The sequence below is a fragment of the Caballeronia sp. AZ7_KS35 genome, assembly GCF_023631045.1.
Taxonomy (GTDB): Bacteria; Pseudomonadota; Gammaproteobacteria; order Burkholderiales; family Burkholderiaceae; genus Caballeronia; species Caballeronia zhejiangensis.
In genome coordinates this window covers 20,460-38,548 of record NZ_JALQDV010000040.1, presented here as the reverse complement: position 1 = coordinate 38,548, position 18,089 = coordinate 20,460, and the positions used below count along the sequence as shown (strand labels likewise).

At 64.7% G+C, this 18,089-nt stretch carries 20 protein-coding genes; 8 read left to right on the top strand and 12 right to left on the bottom strand.

Annotated elements, in window-relative coordinates:
* Window positions 1-121: 121 nt before the first annotated feature.
* Window positions 122-799: a glutathione S-transferase family protein gene (locus tag NCT05_RS25295; RefSeq protein WP_008347180.1), complete on the bottom strand. Its 678-nt coding sequence runs from the start codon at window positions 797-799 to the stop codon at window positions 122-124.
* Between the two features lie 18 nt (window positions 800-817).
* Complete coding sequence (locus tag NCT05_RS25290; RefSeq protein ID WP_250503435.1) at window positions 818-1,615, bottom strand: enoyl-CoA hydratase/isomerase family protein; 798 nt, start codon at window positions 1,613-1,615, stop codon at window positions 818-820.
* A gap of 304 nt (window positions 1,616-1,919) precedes the next feature.
* Here NCT05_RS25290 and modA point away from each other — a divergent pair, with 304 nt between their 5' ends.
* From modA to modC, 3 genes are read left to right on the top strand one after another with little or no spacing between them, the layout of a single operon-like run.
* On the top strand, window positions 1,920-2,684 hold the full coding sequence (gene modA / locus NCT05_RS25285) for a molybdate ABC transporter substrate-binding protein (RefSeq protein WP_250503523.1): 765 nt from the start codon (window positions 1,920-1,922) through the stop codon (window positions 2,682-2,684).
* Between the two features lie 8 nt (window positions 2,685-2,692).
* Complete coding sequence (gene modB / locus NCT05_RS25280; protein WP_250503434.1) at window positions 2,693-3,373, top strand: molybdate ABC transporter permease subunit; 681 nt, start codon at window positions 2,693-2,695, stop codon at window positions 3,371-3,373.
* 19 nt (window positions 3,374-3,392) lie between these two features.
* Window positions 3,393-4,511 carry a molybdenum ABC transporter ATP-binding protein gene (gene modC / locus NCT05_RS25275; RefSeq protein WP_250503522.1) on the top strand — a complete coding sequence of 373 codons (1,119 nt, stop codon included), beginning with the start codon at window positions 3,393-3,395 and terminating at the stop codon, window positions 4,509-4,511.
* Here the strand turns inward: modC and NCT05_RS25270 are convergent.
* Entirely contained in the window at window positions 4,500-5,087 is a 588-nt protein-coding gene (locus NCT05_RS25270; protein WP_250503433.1) for an NUDIX domain-containing protein, read from the bottom strand. The genes modC and NCT05_RS25270 overlap by 12 nt on opposite strands.
* Window positions 5,088-5,165: 78 nt before the next feature.
* Between NCT05_RS25270 and NCT05_RS25265 the strand changes: the two genes are divergently transcribed.
* From NCT05_RS25265 to NCT05_RS25255, 3 genes are all read left to right on the top strand, one after another.
* Window positions 5,166-5,921 carry a DeoR/GlpR family DNA-binding transcription regulator gene (locus NCT05_RS25265; protein ID WP_008347169.1) on the top strand — a complete coding sequence of 252 codons (756 nt, stop codon included), beginning with the start codon at window positions 5,166-5,168 and terminating at the stop codon, window positions 5,919-5,921.
* 173 nt (window positions 5,922-6,094) lie between these two features.
* Entirely contained in the window at window positions 6,095-6,445 is a 351-nt protein-coding gene (locus tag NCT05_RS25260; RefSeq protein WP_033535906.1) for a hypothetical protein, read from the top strand.
* Window positions 6,446-6,495: 50 nt separating this feature from the next.
* Window positions 6,496-7,026, top strand: a complete 531-nt coding sequence (locus NCT05_RS25255) for a YMGG-like glycine zipper-containing protein (protein WP_033535907.1) — start codon at window positions 6,496-6,498, stop codon at window positions 7,024-7,026.
* A 9-nt stretch (window positions 7,027-7,035) separates the two neighbouring features.
* Here the strand turns inward: NCT05_RS25255 and NCT05_RS25250 are convergent, their stop codons facing one another.
* The 7 genes from NCT05_RS25250 to NCT05_RS25220 all read right to left on the bottom strand — a co-directional run bounded on the left by NCT05_RS25250 (window position 7,036) and on the right by NCT05_RS25220 (window position 15,158).
* Window positions 7,036-7,866 carry a hypothetical protein gene (locus tag NCT05_RS25250; RefSeq protein ID WP_250503432.1) on the bottom strand — a complete coding sequence of 277 codons (831 nt, stop codon included), beginning with the start codon at window positions 7,864-7,866 and terminating at the stop codon, window positions 7,036-7,038.
* Between the two features lie 18 nt (window positions 7,867-7,884).
* On the bottom strand, window positions 7,885-8,637 hold the full coding sequence (locus NCT05_RS25245) for a lipoyl protein ligase domain-containing protein (RefSeq protein WP_250458098.1): 753 nt from the start codon (window positions 8,635-8,637) through the stop codon (window positions 7,885-7,887).
* Between the two features lie 109 nt (window positions 8,638-8,746).
* The gene (locus NCT05_RS25240; protein WP_008347159.1) at window positions 8,747-9,871 is read right to left on the bottom strand and encodes an acetoin dehydrogenase dihydrolipoyllysine-residue acetyltransferase subunit; all 1,125 of its coding nucleotides are present in this window, start codon (window positions 9,869-9,871) and stop codon (window positions 8,747-8,749) included.
* The gene (locus NCT05_RS25235; RefSeq protein ID WP_008347157.1) at window positions 9,871-10,887 is read right to left on the bottom strand and encodes an alpha-ketoacid dehydrogenase subunit beta; all 1,017 of its coding nucleotides are present in this window, start codon (window positions 10,885-10,887) and stop codon (window positions 9,871-9,873) included. Before NCT05_RS25235 ends, NCT05_RS25240 begins: the two co-directional genes overlap by 1 nt.
* An 18-nt stretch (window positions 10,888-10,905) precedes the next feature.
* Entirely contained in the window at window positions 10,906-11,901 is a 996-nt protein-coding gene (locus tag NCT05_RS25230) for a thiamine pyrophosphate-dependent dehydrogenase E1 component subunit alpha (protein ID WP_008347155.1), read from the bottom strand.
* A gap of 33 nt (window positions 11,902-11,934) precedes the next feature.
* The gene (locus tag NCT05_RS25225) at window positions 11,935-12,990 is read right to left on the bottom strand and encodes an ATP-NAD kinase family protein (RefSeq protein ID WP_250503431.1); all 1,056 of its coding nucleotides are present in this window, start codon (window positions 12,988-12,990) and stop codon (window positions 11,935-11,937) included.
* Between the two features lie 191 nt (window positions 12,991-13,181).
* Window positions 13,182-15,158, bottom strand: coding sequence for a sigma-54-dependent Fis family transcriptional regulator (locus NCT05_RS25220; RefSeq protein ID WP_250503430.1), 1,977 nt, complete (start codon window positions 15,156-15,158; stop codon window positions 13,182-13,184).
* A 179-nt stretch (window positions 15,159-15,337) separates the two neighbouring features.
* Between NCT05_RS25220 and NCT05_RS25215 the strand changes: the two genes are divergently transcribed.
* Window positions 15,338-15,568, top strand: a complete 231-nt coding sequence (locus tag NCT05_RS25215; protein WP_008347150.1) for a hypothetical protein — start codon at window positions 15,338-15,340, stop codon at window positions 15,566-15,568.
* Between the two features lie 8 nt (window positions 15,569-15,576).
* Here NCT05_RS25215 and NCT05_RS25210 read toward each other — a convergent pair whose 3' ends face one another.
* On the bottom strand, window positions 15,577-16,344 hold the full coding sequence (locus NCT05_RS25210; protein ID WP_008347148.1) for an SDR family oxidoreductase: 768 nt from the start codon (window positions 16,342-16,344) through the stop codon (window positions 15,577-15,579).
* Window positions 16,345-16,416: 72 nt separating this feature from the next.
* Window positions 16,417-16,917: a hypothetical protein gene (locus NCT05_RS25205; RefSeq protein ID WP_008347146.1), complete on the bottom strand. Its 501-nt coding sequence runs from the start codon at window positions 16,915-16,917 to the stop codon at window positions 16,417-16,419.
* A gap of 376 nt (window positions 16,918-17,293) precedes the next feature.
* Between NCT05_RS25205 and NCT05_RS25200 the strand changes: the two genes are divergently transcribed.
* The gene (locus tag NCT05_RS25200; RefSeq protein ID WP_008347144.1) at window positions 17,294-17,998 is read left to right on the top strand and encodes a glutathione S-transferase N-terminal domain-containing protein; all 705 of its coding nucleotides are present in this window, start codon (window positions 17,294-17,296) and stop codon (window positions 17,996-17,998) included.
* Window positions 17,999-18,089 lie beyond the last annotated feature (91 nt).

Genomic DNA, 18,089 nt, shown 5'->3' with positions numbered 1-18,089 from the left:
CCAACCTCGTCAAGTAAGACTCTCTGAATCGGCGCGCGTGAACGTCAGCGCGTGATGTGAAGAGTACGGCTGCGCGGCGCTTCGCACAGCCCTACGGACGGGGGGACGTGAAGGAGGGTAACTAGGGACGCAGCAGTGGCGACGCCGTCGTCGATACGCCTTGCGCGAGCGCCGCGGCTTCCTGCGCCTCGAGCGCGCGGACGAAGCCTTCGCGTTCGCGCAGACGCCGCCAGTATTCCGCGATCGATGGCGCGAAGTGCGCGCTCTGCCCCAGCAATTCCGCGAGCATCAGCGCGTAGCCGACGGAAATGTCCGCCGCCGTGAAACGCCCCGCGCACAGATACGGCTGCGCGTCGAGCAGCGGCGCGAGCGTGCGCAGACGCGCGTGGAACCAGCGCGCGTAATCCTCGACGATCTGCGGCTGCAGACGCTCCGGCGGCTCCAGATGCGCGTAGCGAAGCACGAGCGTCTGCGGAAACGTGAGCGTCGCTTCGCCGAAATGCACGAAGTTGAGATAACGGCCGAAATCGGCCTCGTGCGGCGCGACATCGAGCGCGCCCGGCGAATAGCGCGCCGCCAGATACTGGCAGATCGCCGACGATTCGGTCATGAAAAGCGCGTCGTCCGCATCGTCGGTGAGCGCCGGAATCGTGCCGAGCGGATTCACGTCCTTGAAACCGCGCGCGAACACGCGCGGCGGAAACGGCAGCATCTTCAGTTCATACGGCACGCCGATTTCTTCCAGCGCCCACAGCGGCCGGAACGAGCGCGCGCTCACGCAGTGATGCAGCGTAATCACGTCGATTCCTCCGGTGCTTCAAACGAGCCAGGACGGCTTGCGCTTCTCGAGGAAGCTGCGCACGCCTTCGCGCCCTTCGTCCGATGCGCGGATGCGCGCGATGCGCTCCGCCGTCTCGCCGATCGACGATTCGTCGATCTCCTTGCCCGCGAAATCCGCGACGAGCTTCTTGCATTCGCGCACGGCGTTCGGACTGTTCGCGGCGATGCTCGCGGCGATCGCTTCGACGCGCGCATCGAGCTGATCGGCGGCGACGGCTTCGTGCACGAAACCGAGACGCAGCGCTTCGGCGGCATCGAAGCGCTCGGCCGTCACGAAATAGCGATGCGCCGCGCGCGCGCCCATCGCGCGGACCACGTACGGCGCGATCGTCGCGGGCATCAGGCCGAGCTTCGCTTCGGAGAGACAGAAGTGCGCCGTGTCCGCCGCGACCGCGATATCGCACACGGCGACGAGTCCCATGCCGCCCGCGTAGGCGTCGCCCTGCACGCGCGCGATGACCGGCTTCGAGCAGGCGTAAATCGTGTTGAGCATGGTGGCGAGACCGAGCGCATCGGCGCGATTTTCCGCTTCCGAATAGCCCGCCATGCGCTTCATCCAGTTGAGATCGGCGCCCGCGCAGAATGCCGGACCGTTCGCGGCAAGCACGATGACGCGCACGTTGGCGTCGTCGTCGAGCGCGCGGAAGGCGGCGGTCAGCTCGACGACGGTCGCGTCGTCGAAGGCGTTGCGCACGTCGGGGCGATCGAGCGTCACGCGCGCGACGTGGCCTTCGATGCCGAGCTTCAGGCGTTGCAGATTCGCTGCGTCGGTCATGCTTCGTCTCCTGCGCGCTCGAATTGAGCGCGGCTCAGTTTATCGTGGCTGGCAATTTACCTTTCGGCGATCAGTTTCATCGGAAAACATGAAAACGGTCAACTCATATCTTTGAGTGTCACTCACAATGAGTCCATCAAACAATCATCCGACGAGTCGCGCCGAAACCCATGCACCGACGCAATATACTCGTATATATTACGGTGCTCGCCGGACCCTGCGGCCACACGCTCGCGGCCTCCAACGCGCCGCCTGAAGTCGTTCCATAAGCAGAATTTCAACTCGATTCAAGGAGCTTTACGTGATGACTCGTATTCTGCGCGCTTTGCTTTGCGCGTTCGTTCCGCTCGCGGCGGGCATTGCTTCGGCATCCGCGCTGGCCGGCGAAGTGCAGGTCGCGGTCGCGGCCAACTTCACGGCGCCCGTGCAGGCGATCGCCGCCGACTTCGAGAAAGACACCGGCAACAAGGTCGTCGCATCGTTCGGCGCGACGGGTCAGTTCTACGCGCAGATCGAGAACGGCGCGCCGTTCGAAGTGTTCCTCGCCGCCGACGACGCCACGCCCGCCAAGCTCGACAGCGAAGGCGCGACCGTTCCCGGCAGCCGCTTCACCTACGCGACGGGCGCGCTCGCGCTGTGGTCCGCGAAAGACGGCTACGTCGACGATAAAGGCGACGTGCTGAAGAAGAACGCGTTCAAGCACATCGCGATCGCGAACCCGAAGGCCGCGCCGTACGGTCTCGCCGGCTATCAGACGCTCGACAAGCTCGGCCTCGCAGCAGAAATCAAGCCCAAGGTCGTCGAAGGCCAGAACATTTCACAGACGCAGCAGTTCGTCGCGACCGGCAACGCGGAGCTCGGCTTCGTCGCGCTGTCGCAGATCTACAAGAACGGCAAGGTCACGAGCGGCTCGGCGTGGATCGTGCCGGCGAACCTGCACGAGCCAATCAAACAGGACGCGGTTATCCTGAACAAGGGCAAGGACAATCCGGTCGCGAAGCAGTTCATCGAGTACCTGAAGGGTCCGAAGGCCGCCGAAGTCATCAAGTCCTACGGTTATCAACTCTAATTTCGCCGATGCCGCTCGATAGCGCCGATCTCCAGGCTATTACGCTGACGCTCGAACTCGCGTCGCTGACAACGGTGCTCCTGCTCGTCGTCGGCACGCCGATCGCGTGGTGGCTCACGCATACGCGTTCGAAACTGAAGGGCGTCGTCGGCGCGGTGGTGGCGCTGCCGCTCGTGCTGCCGCCGACGGTCATCGGCTTCTATCTGCTCCTGCTGATGGGGCCGAACGGTTATGTCGGCAAGATCACGCAGGCGCTCGGTATCGGCTTGCTGCCGTTCACGTTCACGGGGCTCGTCGTCGGCTCGGTGATCTATTCGATGCCGTTCGTCGTGCAGCCGCTGCAGAATGCGTTCGAAGCGATCGGGCGCCGTCCGCTCGAAGCCGCCGCGACATTGCGCGCCGGTCCGTGGGACACGTTTCTCACGGTGGCGCTGCCGCTCGCGCGGCCGGGCATCGTCACGGCGACGATTCTCGGCTTCGCACATACCGTCGGCGAATTCGGCGTCGTGCTGATGATCGGCGGCAATATCCCGGGGCGCACGCGCGTCGTGTCCGTGCAGATCTTCGATCACGTCGAGGCGCTCGAATACGCGCAGGCGCACTGGCTCGCGGGCGGCATGGTGATATTCTCGTTCGTGGTTCTTCTGCTGCTCTACTCTGGCCGACGTTCCGTCACGGCTCATGTCTGAACTCACTTATCAACGCGTGATGCTCGACCGCGCGCATACCCGTTCCGACGAAGCCATCGAAGCGCGCTTTCTCGTCCAGCACGAGGGTTTCGCCTTCGATATCGATCTCGCGCTGCCCGGTCGCGGCGTCACCGCGATCTTTGGCCATTCCGGCTCCGGAAAAACCACGCTGCTGCGCTGTCTCGCGGGACTCGCGCGGCCGCGCGCCGGGCGGCTCGTCGTCAACGGCGAAGTCTGGCTCGACACCGAGCGCCGCATTTTTCTGCCGACGCACAAGCGCCCGCTCGGCTACGTCTTTCAGGAAGCGAGCCTCTTTCCGCACTTGAGCGTGAAGAAGAATCTGCGCTTCGGGCTGGAGCGCGTGAAACCGGCAGAGCGGCGCGTGGATCTGTCGCAGGCGGCGGACTTGCTCGGCATCGCGCATCTGCTGGAGCGCATGCCGGCCGGATTGTCAGGCGGCGAACGGCAACGCGTGGGCATCGCGCGGGCGCTCTTGACGAGTCCGCGTCTGCTTTTGCTCGATGAACCGCTCGCGTCGCTCGATCAAAAACGCAAGCAGGAAATCCTGCCGTATCTCGAACGCCTGCACGATGAACTCGACATTCCCGTGATCTACGTGAGCCACGCGCCCGAAGAAGTCGCGCGCCTCGCGGATCATCTCGTGCTGCTCGAAGGCGGCCGTGCGCTTGCGAGCGGGCCGATCGCCGATACGCTCGCGCGGCTCGATCTGCCGCTCGCAATGGCCGACGACGCATCGGTCGTGTTTGAGGGAATCGTCGACGGATACGACAGCAAGTACGGCCTGCTCACGCTCGCGCTGCCGGGCTCGCGCGCGAAGCTCGCCGTCGTGCATACGCCTTTGTCCTGCGGCAAGACGATGCGCGTCGCCATCAAGGCGCGCGACGTGAGTCTCGTCACCGGCACGCACGAGCACGAGCGCAGCAGCGTGCTGAACGTGCTGCCCGCGACGGTGATCGGCATCGCGAAGGACGCCCATCCGTCGCAAGCCGTGGTGCGGCTCGACGTCGACGGCTCGCCGCTGCTCGCGCGCGTCACGCGTTATTCGCTGGACCGGCTAGGCATCGTCGAAGGCATGCGCCTGTGGGCGCAGGTGAAGACGGTGTCGCTACTCGCCTGAACGCGCCGCGAGCGCGGCGTATTGCAGCAGCATGATCGTCTTGCCGTCCATGATTTCGCCGCGCTCGATCATCTGCATGGCGGTTTGCAGCGGGACTTCGATCGTCTCGATTTCCTCGCCCTCTTCCTCTACGCCGCCGCCGTCCGAAACGCGCATCGAGCTGTCGTAATCGCCGACGTAGAAATAGAGCTTCTCCGTGACCGATCCCGGGCTCATGAACGCCTCGAAGATCTTCTCGACGCGATGCACGCGATAACCCGTTTCCTCCTCGACTTCCGCGCGAATGCGCTCTTCGGGCGTGGCGTCGTCGAGCAGGCCGCCGGGCGACTCGATCAGCATGCCGTCGTGTCCGTTGACGAACGCGGGCATGCGGAACTGGCGCGTCAGCAGCACGTTGCCGGTCTTGCGATCGCGCAGCAGAATCGTCGCGCCGTTGCCGCGATCGTAGGTTTCGCGGCTCTGACGCTGCCAGACGCCATCGCGGCGCTGAAAATCGAAAGTCACTTTTCTGAGGACGTACCAGTCGTCCGACAGCACTTCGGTTTTGAGGATGCGGACGCGCTCGCTCGTTTGCATCGGTTCACCCGTTCGACAAGTTGTTGAACTCATGGTAGCGTGCAGTTTCGTGCAATATCAAGAAATTTCGTGCAAACAATGTTGACCAGTCAGCGCAAGAAAGCGATTCTCGATGCCCTCAAACGCGACGGCCAGGTGCTCGCCGCCGAACTGAGCGCGCGCTTCGGCATTTCCGAGGACACGGTGCGGCGCGATCTGCGCGAACTCGCGGCCGAAGGGCTGCTGCAACGCGTGCACGGCGGCGCGCTGCCTGCTTCGCCCGCGATCGCGCCGTTCGCGCGGCGCGAGGACATGGAATCGGAGGCGAAGCGGCGCATCGCGAAGAAAGCGGCGGACATGATCGCGCCGGGGCAGATCGCGATCATCGACGGCGGCACGACGTCCGCGCTGCTCGTGCGTCAGTTGCCGGCGAATCTGTCCGCGACGATCGTCACGCATAGTCCGAGCGTCGCCGTGGCGCTGGCGGAGCACGCTTCGGTCGACGTCGTGCTGATCGGCGGCAAGCTCTACAAGCATTCGATCGTCACGGTCGGGGCCGCTGCCGTCGAAGCCATGTCGCACATTCACGCCGATCTCTATTTCATGGGCGTCACGGGCGTACATCCGACGGCCGGCCTCACCACCGGCGATTTCGAGGAAGCGCACGTCAAGCGCGCGCTCGCGGCGCGCGCGGCGGAAACCGTCGTGCTGGCGTCGGCGGCGAAGCTCAACGCGGCTTCGGCCTACAGGATCGGCGGGATCGATCTGGCTCAGACGGTCATCGTCGAGGAAACCGCCGACGCGAAGCTCGTCGAACCGATCGAACGCGCCGGAATTACCGTGCTGCGCGCATGAATTCACGACACTTTGTTACCGGGTAACGCGCCGAAAAATACGCGCCGTTCCGCGTAATTGAAAATCTCCGGCAAAGGGAATAGCGTTCGAGGATGCGCTATGTCAGGTCAACTGCGGAGGTCGGATTTCCGTTGGTGCCATCGACATCGCAAACATTTTTTCTGGAGAAGGACGTGAATCGCCTGAAGGCTTTTATCGCGCTATCGCTGATCGCGAGCGCGGGCGTGACCGCCAACGCGTACGCCTGGGCGCGCGTCGGCGTGTGGGTCGGCGGACCCGTGTATTACCCGTATCCCGTCGCGCCGGCGCCGTATTACTACTATCCGCCGCCGCCCGTCGTCGTTCAGCCTGCCGCGCCGGTTCAATACGTCGAGCAGGGTCAGCCCGCCGCCGATCCGGGCGCGCCCGCGCAGCAGCCAGGCATGTGGTACTACTGCGACTCCGCGAAGGCCTATTACCCGTACGTGAAGCAATGCGCCAACGCATGGCGTCCGGTTCCGGCGACGCCGCCGCCATCGAACTGATGCTGTTCGGCACTTTGAAAACCGATAACGAAGCGAATTCGCAAGAATCCATGAACTACTCGAGGCTTGGCCTTTTACTGGCGGCAATCGGCGTGACGGGCCTTTCGGCCTGCACCGTGATGCCTACCGGCCCCAGCGTGATGGCGCTACCCGGCAGCACCAAAACGTTCGACCAGTTCCGCGCCGATGACAACTCCTGCCGCCAGTTTGCCCTTCAGCAGGTCGGCGGCGTGGACGCCAATCAGGCGGCGACCAACAGCGCGGTCGGCAGCGCGGTCGTCGGCACCGCGCTCGGCGCGGCGGCGGGCGCGGCCTTCGGCGGCGGATCGGGAGCGGCCATCGGCGCGGGCGCGGGCCTTCTGACCGGCAGCGCGTTCGGCGTCGGGGCATCGCAGGCATCGGGCTACAACGTGCAGCAGCGCTACGACTACGCGTATCTGCAATGCATGTACGCCGCCGGCGACAAAGTGCCGGTACGCGGCTCGACCCGCATGGTTCAGCCGTCCGGCGGCGCGTATTCCACCACGCCTCCGCCGCCTCCGCCGCCGCCGGGCTGGCAGCCGCCGCCCGGAACTTACTGACAGACTGAGTCAATGCCGCACGCGCCGGTCATCGCCGCCGGCGGCGAGCGGCGCATCGGGCACGAACGACGGCGCCACGAGCAAGCCCGTCACCCAGCCGATATAAAACCGCAAGTCGCTCCAGAACTCCGATCGCTCATACACGCGAAACGCCTGTACGTGCGCGAGCCATAGCGCGAGTTGCAGCGCGCCCGTCAGCACGAGCCAGGCGAGCGCGATCACGCCGGTCGCGCGGGCGCAGCGCCTGAACGTGAACGCATCCCACTGTTCCCGCACGATGAGACATCCCGCGATCAGCACGGCTATCGTGGGAATCGCGCTCGTCACGAGCACATGCGCGCTCCAGCCGAATATCACGCCGACCAGCAAACCGACGATGATCGACAGCGCCGCAATCGGCCACGCGATCCACGACGGCGCGCGCGCGGCCATCCACGCAATCGTGATGAAAAACGGCGTGATCGCCCATTGCAGCGCCTGCGCCACGGCTTTCACGAGGTTCTCGCTTGCCTGCTCGTTGGAGTGACTCGCTGCGACATACACGGTGATCGCCTCGTGCACGCAGACGGCGACGATCGCAAAGCTCAACGCCTCGCACGCGGCGAAAGCGGGAGATTTCTCGGCGGGCTCGTGCGCGTCGGACAGACCGCGCAAGCGCTCCAGCACCGGCTCGACGAAGAACGCGAGAATCGCGCCGATCAGGAGCGCGGCGGCGGCATCGGTCAGCGAAAAATGGCCGAAGAGCGAAAACAGCCCTTGCCACAGAAATTCGGGCGCGGCCGCGCACACGGCCACCCAAAGCGCGAAGAAGAACCCGTTTGAAGCACTTCTGAGCGGCATGGCCACCTCGATGCGTTTTTATTGTTCCGGCGGCGACGCATCCTTCACGCGGTCGATCAATGTCGCGCGCACGCGCTCGCGCAGGTCGGCGGGCATCGAAAAGCATTCGTAGGCGAGCGCCTGCGCAACGGTCACGATCCGCAGTTCTTCGTAGCGGCGTCCGCTTTCGATCATCGCTTCGAAGGCGTTGGCGCGCTCGTTGATTTCGATCGGATCGGCATCGACGAGCAGGACGGCGTGCGCAAGCACCGCATAGAGCGGCTGGTCCTTGTCGCCGTGCGGCACGCGCCGCCAGTACTGCGCGGTGCCCGCGATCTTGCGGGCGTCGTCGCCGGGGCCCCAGGCGAGATTGAAGCGGCCGTCGCAGAAAGAACCTTCGACCGCCTGCCAGTGCGTCAGCACGCCGAGCGAGCTGAGCGCATCGGCGAGAATCCGGCACAGATGCACGTAGACGGTTTCGGACAGCGCGCCCATCGGCGCGCGCACCGGATACGCGAGGCTCAGATTGAGCACGCCCGGACCCTGCGGAACGAGACCGCCGCCGGACAGACGCAGCCACACGGGACAGCCGCGCGCAGCAAAAGCCTCGCGCGCGTCGGCGAGCGCCGCGTAACGCTGATAGCTGCGCGGCACGACGAGCGATGCAGGCGCGTCCCAGACATGCGCGACGGCATCGCCCGCCGCCGCGCGCGCGAGGAGCGCTTCTTCGGCTTGCAGCGGATCGTGCGGATCGCCGGAAAGCGCGGCGGGATCGATCAGTTGGAAGGGCATGGCATCGAAGGAATGACGCGCCGACGCAGACGCGATCCCGACATGGTAGTCAAGAACGCGCGGACGCGCCGCGACGGTGTCCTGCTCCGCCGCGGCGCGCGCCGGGCGATCAGCCGCCCTTGCCTACGTGCTCCTTCAACAACGCGTTGACTTCGTTGGCCTTCTCCATTTGACTCATGTGCCCGGCGTCGTCGAACACGCGAACGGTCGCGCCTTCCGGTGCATGCTTCGCGTGCGCGGCGGGAATGATCTGGTCCTTTTCGCCCCAGATCACGAGCACCGGCTTGCCCGACGCAGCCAGCTTGCCGCCCGGCAGCGCGCTCTGCTTTCCGCCCGCGAACAAGCCGCCGTTGAGCGATGTCAGCGCGTCGCTGACGCCGTCGAGCCGCTTGTACTTCAGGAGATCGTCGAGCATCTGGCGGCTGACGAGTTCGGGATTCGCGAACAGCAGCTCGACCACCGGTTTCAGCTCGCGACGCGATTCGGCCGTGACGAAGCCTTCGGTGTACGCATTGTTCACTTCATCGCCGAAGCCGGCAGGCGAAATGAGCGACACGGACTGCACGCGCGACGGCTGGTCGACGGCCATCTGCGCCGCGATGCCGCCGCCCATCGAATGGCCGACGAGATGCGCCGCTTCCAGACCCACGGCGTCCATGAACTTGCCGACGAACGCGGCCAGCGCTGCCAGAGACGTTCCAGGCACTTTAGGCGTCGATTGTCCGTGGCCCGGCAGATCCAGCGCGAATACGCGGTTCCTTTCGGCGAGCGCATCGAGGTTGAACAGCCAGTTGTCGAGATCGCCGCCGAAGCCGTGGATGAACAACACCGCGGGCCGGCTCGCATCGTCGCCGCCGCGCGAGGCGTAGCGCACGCGGATGCCATCGACATCGACGAAGTGATACGCCGCCGCTTCCTCGCCCGCTTCCTCATCTTCGGCGGGCGTGACGTAGGACGAAACGTACGCGTCGATATCGGCGTCGCTCACGTCGGACGGCGCGAGCACGCCGAGCAGCGCCTTGACCGGCAGCGTATCGCCCGCCGACGCGACCCGCCGACGCAGCAAACCCGCGTCGGGCGCTTCGACGGCGTTGGCGATCTTGTCGGTTTCGACATCGAGGATCGGCATGCCGACGGTAATCTCCGTGCCCTCCTCCACGAGCCATTCGTTGACCGTGCCTTCCTTCATCGACAAGCCCCATTTGGGCATCACGATCGGTGTGATTGCGGCCATCAGTGCTTTCCTCCCTTCATGGTTTTTCGTGCGGCGTCGGCGATCTGCGCGGCGCTCGGTATGTAAAGATCTTCGAGCGTCGGCGAGAACGGCACCGGCGTATGCGGTGCGCAGACCATCTGGATGCCCGCTTTCAGCGCGCCGAACGCCTGCTGCGCGACCTGCGCGGAAATATCCGTGGCGATATTGCAGCGTGGGTTCGCCTCATCGACGACGACGAGCCTGCCCGTGTTCTCGACCGTCTCCAGCACCGTATCGAGATCGAGCGGCGACAGCGTGCGCAGATCGACGACTTCCGCTTCGATGCCTTCCTTCGCGAGCGTCGCGGCGGCCTCCAGCGCGCGATGCACCATCAAGCCGTACGTGACGATCGACACGTCCTTGCCGTCGCGCACGACGTTCGCTTCGCCGAACGGAATCGCATACGAGTTCTCGGGCACTTCGCCTTCGAAGCCGTAGAGATTCTTGTGCTCGCAGAAAATGACCGGATCGTTGTCGCGGATCGCCTGAATCAGCAATCCCTTCGTGTCGTAGGGCGTCGACGGGCACACGACCTTCAGCCCCGGAATGTGCGTGAACAGCGAGGTCAGCATCTGGCTATGCTGCGCGGCCGCGCGAAAGCCCGCGCCGACCATCGCGCGGATCACGACGGGCGTTTCCGCCTTGCCGCCGAACATGTAGCGGAACTTAGCCGCCTGATTGAAGATCTGGTCGAAACACACGCCCATGAAGTCGATGAACATCAGCTCCGCGACCGGACGCATGCCGCACGCCGCCGCGCCGATCGCCGCGCCCACGTATGCCGATTCCGAGAGCGGCGTATCCAGAAGGCGATCGCCGTGCTTCGCGTACAGACCTTTGGTGACGCCGAGCACGCCGCCCCACGCGTCTTTCTCGCCGTCCGCGCCTGCGCCGCCGACGATGTCCTCACCCAGCACGATCACACTCGGATCGCGCGTCATTTCCTGATCGATGGCTTCGTTGATCGCCATCTTCATGCTCAGTTTGCGGGCCATGGTGTTTGTCTCCTCGAATCAATATTTGACGTAGACATCGGTGAGCAGATCGGCGGCGGTCGGCAAAGGCGCGTCCTTCGCTTCCTGCACCGCGCGGTCGATCAGCGCGGCGACCTCCTTGTCGATCGCGTCGAGTTCTCCCGGGGAGATCACGTCGGCTTGCGTGACGGCGGCCGCGAACTTCTTCAGGCAATCCTTGTTCGAGCGGATATCGTCGATTTCGCCGGGCGCGCGGTACGTCTGCGCGTCGCCTTCGAAGTGACCGTAGAAGCGGATCATCTTGCATTCGAGCAGCGCCGGCCCGCCGCCTTCGCGCGCGCGTTTGATGACCTCGCCCGCCGCTTCGTACACCGCGAAGAAATCGGTGCCGTCGACGGTCACGCCCGGAATGCCGAAGCCCGCCGCGCGATCGACGTAGCTATCGACGGCCGTGCCGTAGTCACGCGCGGTCGATTCGGCATAGCCGTTGTTCTCGATCACGAAGATCACCGGCAGGTTCCACACGGCCGCGAGATTCAGGCTTTCGAGAAACGTGCCCTGGTTCGACGCGCCATCGCCCGCGAACGTGATGCCGACTTCGCCCTTGCCGCGAAACTTCGCCGCGAGCGCCGCGCCGCAGATCAGCGGCGCGCCCGCGCCGAGAATGCCGTTCGCGCCCATCATCCCTTTCGACAGATCGGCGATATGCATCGAGCCGCCCTTGCCGTTGCACGAGCCGCCTTTCTTGCCGTAGATCTCCTTCATCATCGCGACCGGATCGACGCCTTTCGCGATGCAGTGTCCATGTCCACGATGCGTGCTCGCGATGCGGTCGCCATCGTTCAAATGCGTCATGATGCCGACGCCCGCCGCCTCCTCGCCCGCGTACAGGTGCACGAAGCCGGGAATGTCCCCGCGTCCGAAATCGACGTGCAGGCGCTCTTCGAAATCGCGGATCGTGCGCATCTTGCGATACGCACTCAGCAGTTCGTCCTTGGAGAGCGGCAAGCCGCCCGCATGTTGCGTCGCTGTCATCTCTGTCTCCTTTGATGTCTTCCGTGGGTTGGCCTAGCGGGTGTGGCTGCTGGACTGACGCATCAGCCCGGACGCCGCCGCGTAACGCATGCACGCGGCGACATCGATGCTGCGAAAAGCGCTTTCCCTGAGCGTGATGCTCACTTCGTCGCCGGGTCCGAAGGCGAGCTCGCGTTCGCCGTCGAGCGCGACGATGCCGCTCTTCTGCTTCACGCGATGCGGCACGCCGTCGGCGAGGCGCGTCCAGTTCGCGATCGGCACGGGTTCGACGAGGCCGGGCGCGATCGGCGCGCGCAGTTCGAATTCGCAGTCGCCTGGTCTGCCGAGCTCGATCGCGAGTCCGCCCTTGTCGTGCCGCCCGAGCGGTTCGAGCAGACCGGCGATCGCCGACATGCCGATCGCCTGCGGATCGGCGTAAGAGACGTAGACGGCGGCGAGCGTGTCGATCTTCCACAGCGCCCGCGCGCCGATGAAATGCTCGTGCGAAATCACGGCATCGACGAGCGCGATGTCGCGGCGCACGCTGCCCTTCGCATCGCGAATTTCGATGTCGAGCAGCTTGTTCGACGCGAGCGCTTGGCGCGCGGGGACGCGGCCCGTTGCGTAGAGCCCCGTCGCAAGTCCGGAGATGGTCGGCTCCCGCATTTCCGGATAGGCGTTGTTCGTGCCCGTCGACAAGCCTGCGATCGGCACCTGGCCGCACTCGCGCACGACCGCGCGATGCGTGCCGTCGCCGCCGAGCACGATGAGCGCATCGGCGCCGGCGTCGTGCATCATGCGCGCGGCGCGAAACGTGTCGTCGACGCGCGCGGTCACGGGCATGTCGAGGAATTCGACGTGAGCGAGCGCGGCGTCCGGACCTTGCTTGCGCGAAAGATGCCGTTGGAGCATGACCTTGAGACCTTCGCGGTCCGGCATCATCAGCACGCGCGAAGCGCCGCACGACGCGAGCGACGACAGCAGCCGCAACACAATATTCACGCGATCCGCGAGCTGCAGGCTGTTCGCATTCGCGATGACGCGCCGGATGTCCCGCGCCGAAACAGGATTGGCGATGATGCCGACGAGCGGCGCCGCGCTGTCACGCATGCCAGTGTCTCCGTTGTGTGTTTTGTGCGGCGGATAAAGGCAAGCGCCATGCCAATCTGAAGACGGCTTTCGCGCGCGAAAAAGCGAGGGATTACCCGCGGAAATCGGGCGCTTTGGAGGGTGTACGGGGCGCCGCCGTGACAGGTGTCACAGCGGCAGGTGTATCGGCGGGAGTACAGGCGTATCGCGCGTTAGTGACCCGCGTCGCGCTGATTCGGCGACTTGATGCCGTAGCGCGCCATGCGCCGGTAAAGCGTCATGCGGCTCACGCCGATCTGCCGCGCGACCGCGCTCAGATTCCAGCTCGCCGCGCGCAGATACTGCATCAGCAGCATGCCTTCGGGCGGCAGCCGATGCGGATCGAAATCCCCGACGACGGCGCGCGCCGGCTCGGCTTCGACTGGCGTCGGCGCGCCGTCGAATCCTTCCGGCAGATCATCGACATCGATCGAACCGTTCGCGCACACCGCGCGCGCATAGCGCAGCACGTTGCAAAGCTCGCGCAGATTGCCCGGCCACTCATGCCGATGCAGCCGTTCACGCGCCGCCGGCGTCAGCGTGACCGCGCCTTCGAGCAGCTTGTCGACGAGCCAGTCGAGATCGCTTCGTTCGCGCAGCGGCGGCAGCGTGAAGCGCGCGCCGTTCAGGCGATAGTAGAGATCCTCGCGGAAGCGTCCGTCGTGCATGAGCGCGTCGAGCGAATGATGGGTGGCGGAAATCACGCGCACATCGACCGATACGGGCCGCGACGCGCCGATCGCGAGCACTTCGCCTTCGGCCAGTACGCGCAGCAGCCGCGATTGCAAGTCGCGCGGCATGTCGCCGATTTCATCGAGAAAGAGCGTGCCGCCGTCCGCTTCCTGAATGAGCCCGCGCTTGCCCTTCGCGCCCGCGCCCGAAAAGCTGTTCGGCAGATGCCCGAACAATTCGCTTTCGATGAGCGTCTCCGGAATCGCCGCGCAATTCACCGCGACGAACGGCCCCGCGCGCCGCGCGCTCGCGCGATGCAGCGCCTTCGCGAAAAACTCCTTGCCGCTGCCGGTTTCGCCATTGACGAGCAGGTTGATCGGCGAATCGACGAGCTTCGCGGCGCGTTCCAGTTGACGCCTGAGCGCGGCATCGCCACCGCACAGCGCGGCGAGCGGCGCGGGCACTTCCACGCTGCGCGCCGCAGTCGCGTTGGTCGACGGCGTGACGCACGGCGCGGGCGGCATCACGCTCAGATAAAGCAGCGCGCCGGATTTTGCGAGCGGCACCGCGCGCAATTCGCTCGGGCGCGAATAGACGAAGCGGCCCAGCTCTTCGATGCGCGCGTCGAAAAGCGTATCGAACGGCACGCCGATCAGCGACGTCGCCCTTTCTCCCGGCGCGACCGGACGGCCGATTTCGGCGGCGAGCATCGTATGCGCGCGGCGATTGTGTCCGACGATGCGTCCGCTCGCATCGAGCGCGATCAGATATTCGGGGTTCACATCGACGAATTCCGGCGCGGTGTTCAGCTTCAGAATCCAGTCCTGCCGATGCGTGCGCAGAAAATTCGCGTTCTCGATGTGCCCCGCGTAAATCCGCACGAGTTGCAGCGCGAGATTCTGGCTGTCGCGCGCTTGCGGCGACACGAGCGCGGAAATGTCCAGGATCGCGGAAAGCGCGCCGCGCGAATCGTAGAGCGGCGCGGCGGTGCACGTGAGCGGAATGTGCGTGGCGTCGAAATGATCGATCTGATGGACGGTGAGCGCCTGCCCCGTCGTGAGCGCGGTGCCGACCGCGCAGGTGCCCGCGCCCGCTTCGCTCCACTCCGCGCCGAGATAGAGACCCGCGCGGCGCAGCGAGGAATCGGTGTTCGCATCGCCGATGTAATCGACGGTCACGCCGAGCGCATCGGTGAGCAGCACGACATAACCCATGCCCGCGACCTGCTCGTACAAGGCTTCGAGACCGTGACGCGCGATGCGCGCGAAGTCGTCGATGCGCTGCTGATGCTCGCGCAGGCGCGTCTGCGGCAGGATGCGCGCTTCCTGCATGCGCGACGGATCGAGTCCGTACTGATGCACGCAACGCCGCCATGAAGACTGAATGATGCCGTCGTGCGCTCGCGCCGTACCGAGCGCGTCCGCCCGCGTGGTCGCCGCGACGACTGCCTCGATGTGCTCGCGTTGCCGCATGTCCATCGTGCTCTCCTTGGCGTTCTCGTGCCGCCCGCACGCGGAATTCACCGATTCGCACGAGCGTGTCTCAGGCCATATGATGCTCGAATCGGCAGAACGCGTCATGCGGCGATAGCGCTGCGCCGCAACATATACGACCGCTGATACATCGGCGCATCAGAACGAAAATCAGGAGACAGCGGATGGCGAAGATCGCTTACGAAGACTTCGAGCGACAGATCGTGCAGCATCACCTCATCAAGGGCAACGTGTACGAGAACGGCGCGGCGCTCGTCGAGCGCGCGAACAGGTGGATTGCCGAGAACGACGTCGACGTGCTGAACGTCGAGAGCCTCTCGACGTTCGGCGCCGGCGACGATACCAGCGTGAGCCATTGGTACTCGGGCATTCGCGTCTGGTATCGGATCGCGTAGAAGAAGAATCAGCCGCGGCCGACGAACGGCATCTTGGTGGCCATCACGGTGTGGAACAGCACGTTGGCTTCGAGCGGCAGGTTCGCCATGTAGAGCACCGACTGGCCGACGATCTTCACGTCCATCATCGGTTCGATGGCGATCTCGCCGTTCGCTTGCGGCACGCCCTTCGACATGCGCTCCGACAGCTCGGTGAAAGCATTGCCGACATCGATCTGACCGACCGCGATGTCGTACTTGCGGCCATCGAGCGATGCGGTCTTCGTGAGACCTTGCACCGCGTGCTTCGTCGCCGTGTAGGCCGCCGAATTGGGGCGCGGCGCGCTCGCGGAAATCGAACCGTTATTGATGATGCGGCCGCCCGTGGGCGTTTGCGCCTTCATCGTGCGGAATGCTTGCTGCAGGCAATAGAACATGCCGTTCAGATTGATATCGACGACGTTCTTCCATTGCTCGGGCGTCCAGTCCTCGAACGGTCCCGGCGGATTCGTCACGCCAGCGTTGTTGAACAGCAGATCGACGCGGCCGAAGCGCTCGACCGCCGCCTTGAAGAGCTTCTCGACCGATTGCGGATCGGAGACGTCGGTCGGCACGGCGAGCGCGCGCTCCGCTGCATTCGATTCGCCGATCACCGCGTCGAGCGGCGCGGGACGTCTTCCGGCAAGCACGACCGACCAGCCGTCGCCGAGCAAGGCCAGCGCCGCCGCACGGCCGATCCCGCTTCCCGCTCCGGTGACGATGGCGATTCGTTGAGACTGCTTGGCTGCGTCAGACATGTCGGCGTTCTCCTGTTGTCGGGCGCGCGACACTTTGCGCGCGCTTTTGGGGAGAACATTATCGGCGATGATTCAGCGATTCCGCGACGCTTCCGTCGTAACGGCGCCGGCCGTCGTCTTGCTCGCGCCGCTGCCGTCGCAGAAGACGGCGGTCATCATCATCGGCACGACCTGTTTGACGACCGCCGTGCTGCCCGATTCGCGCACCTTCGCCTCGACCGTTTCCGACGCGGCGAGCACCACGACGCCATACGCGGAATCGTTGATCGGCTGGCCGCTGCCGCGCTTGAACATGTCGTCGCCGTGCTCGTAGCCCAGCACGGCATAGACGCGAAAGCCGTAAGCGGTGAGCTCGCTTCCCTGGGTCGGCTTGAACGCGTTGACCGAATTCGCCTCGACGCGCATGGGGCGGGCGTCGATGGATTTATCGGCGACGAGCGGTGCGATGAAGTTGTGCGCGCTGGACTTGCAGTCGAGCTGGCTTTCGAGAGACGTGGCGGTGCACAGGCTGGGCAGCAGTCCCCCGACCACGGCAGCGATTGCGGTAAGCGTTGCGAGAGGAGCGGTTTTCATGGCAGCGTAACCAACGGTTCGTAAGGCCGGCACGGATTCCCGGGCACCCGTGCCGATGCAATAACCGAGCCAGTGGACCGGCCCGCACGTCGCGTTCGCGCTGCACATTCCCGCAAGGGCTTGGTTTCTTCGTTGTTCGTTGACTTCTTGACCTTCGCGCTGCGCGCAATCCTCGTATCGATGCTGCGATTCCTACAATCGCTTTTGTAGTCGAGGCAAGAACAGATTCCGCGTTTCGACATACGTCGTCTGTACGAGATCCCTCAATCTTTTCCTGTCGATGCGGCGAGCGGATGACAGCGCGCGCGATGGTGTCTTCGACGCAGGAAAGCCGCGAAATCGTTATATTCGGCGCTTCGACCTTCGAGGACTCTAAATGACCGCGCTTGCCGATTTCCCCATCACCCGCAAATGGCCCGCTCAGCATCCCGAGCGCATTCAGCTCTATTCGCTGCCGACGCCCAATGGCGTGAAAGTCTCGATCATGCTCGAGGAAACCGGCCTGCCTTACGAGCCGCATCTCGTGCGCTTCGACAAGAACGATCAGATGTCGGACGAGTTCCTGTCGCTCAATCCGAACAACAAAATTCCCGCGATCATCGATCCGGACGGACCGAACGGCGAGCCGATGCCGCTCTTCGAATCCGGTGCGATTCTTGTCTATCTCGCGGCGAAGAGCGGCCAGTTGATGCCCGACGATGTGGCGAAGCGCTACGAAACGCTGCAATGGCTGATGTTCCAGATGGGCGGCGTCGGCCCGATGTTCGGGCAGGTCGGCTTCTTTCACAAGTTCGCGGGCAAGGATTACGAGGATAAGCGTCCGCGTGCGCGCTACGTCGCCGAATCGAAGCGGCTTCTTGGTGTCCTCGACAAGCGGCTCGAAGGTCGCGACTGGATCATGGGCGACGAGTACAGCATCGCGGATATCTCCACGTTTCCGTGGGTGCGCAATCTGATCGGCTTTTACGAAGCGCGCGAGCTGGTGGATTTTCACGAGTTCAAGAACGTCGAGCGCGTGCTCGACGCGTTTCTCGCGCGGCCTGCGGTGAAGCGCGGACTGGAGATTCCGAAGCGCGATTGATTGCGGGGCATCGGTCGCTTTCGTTGGGAACGCGCACGCAAAGGTTTGCGGCGCGTGACCGCGGCGCTTGTCACACAAACGTCGTCGACGA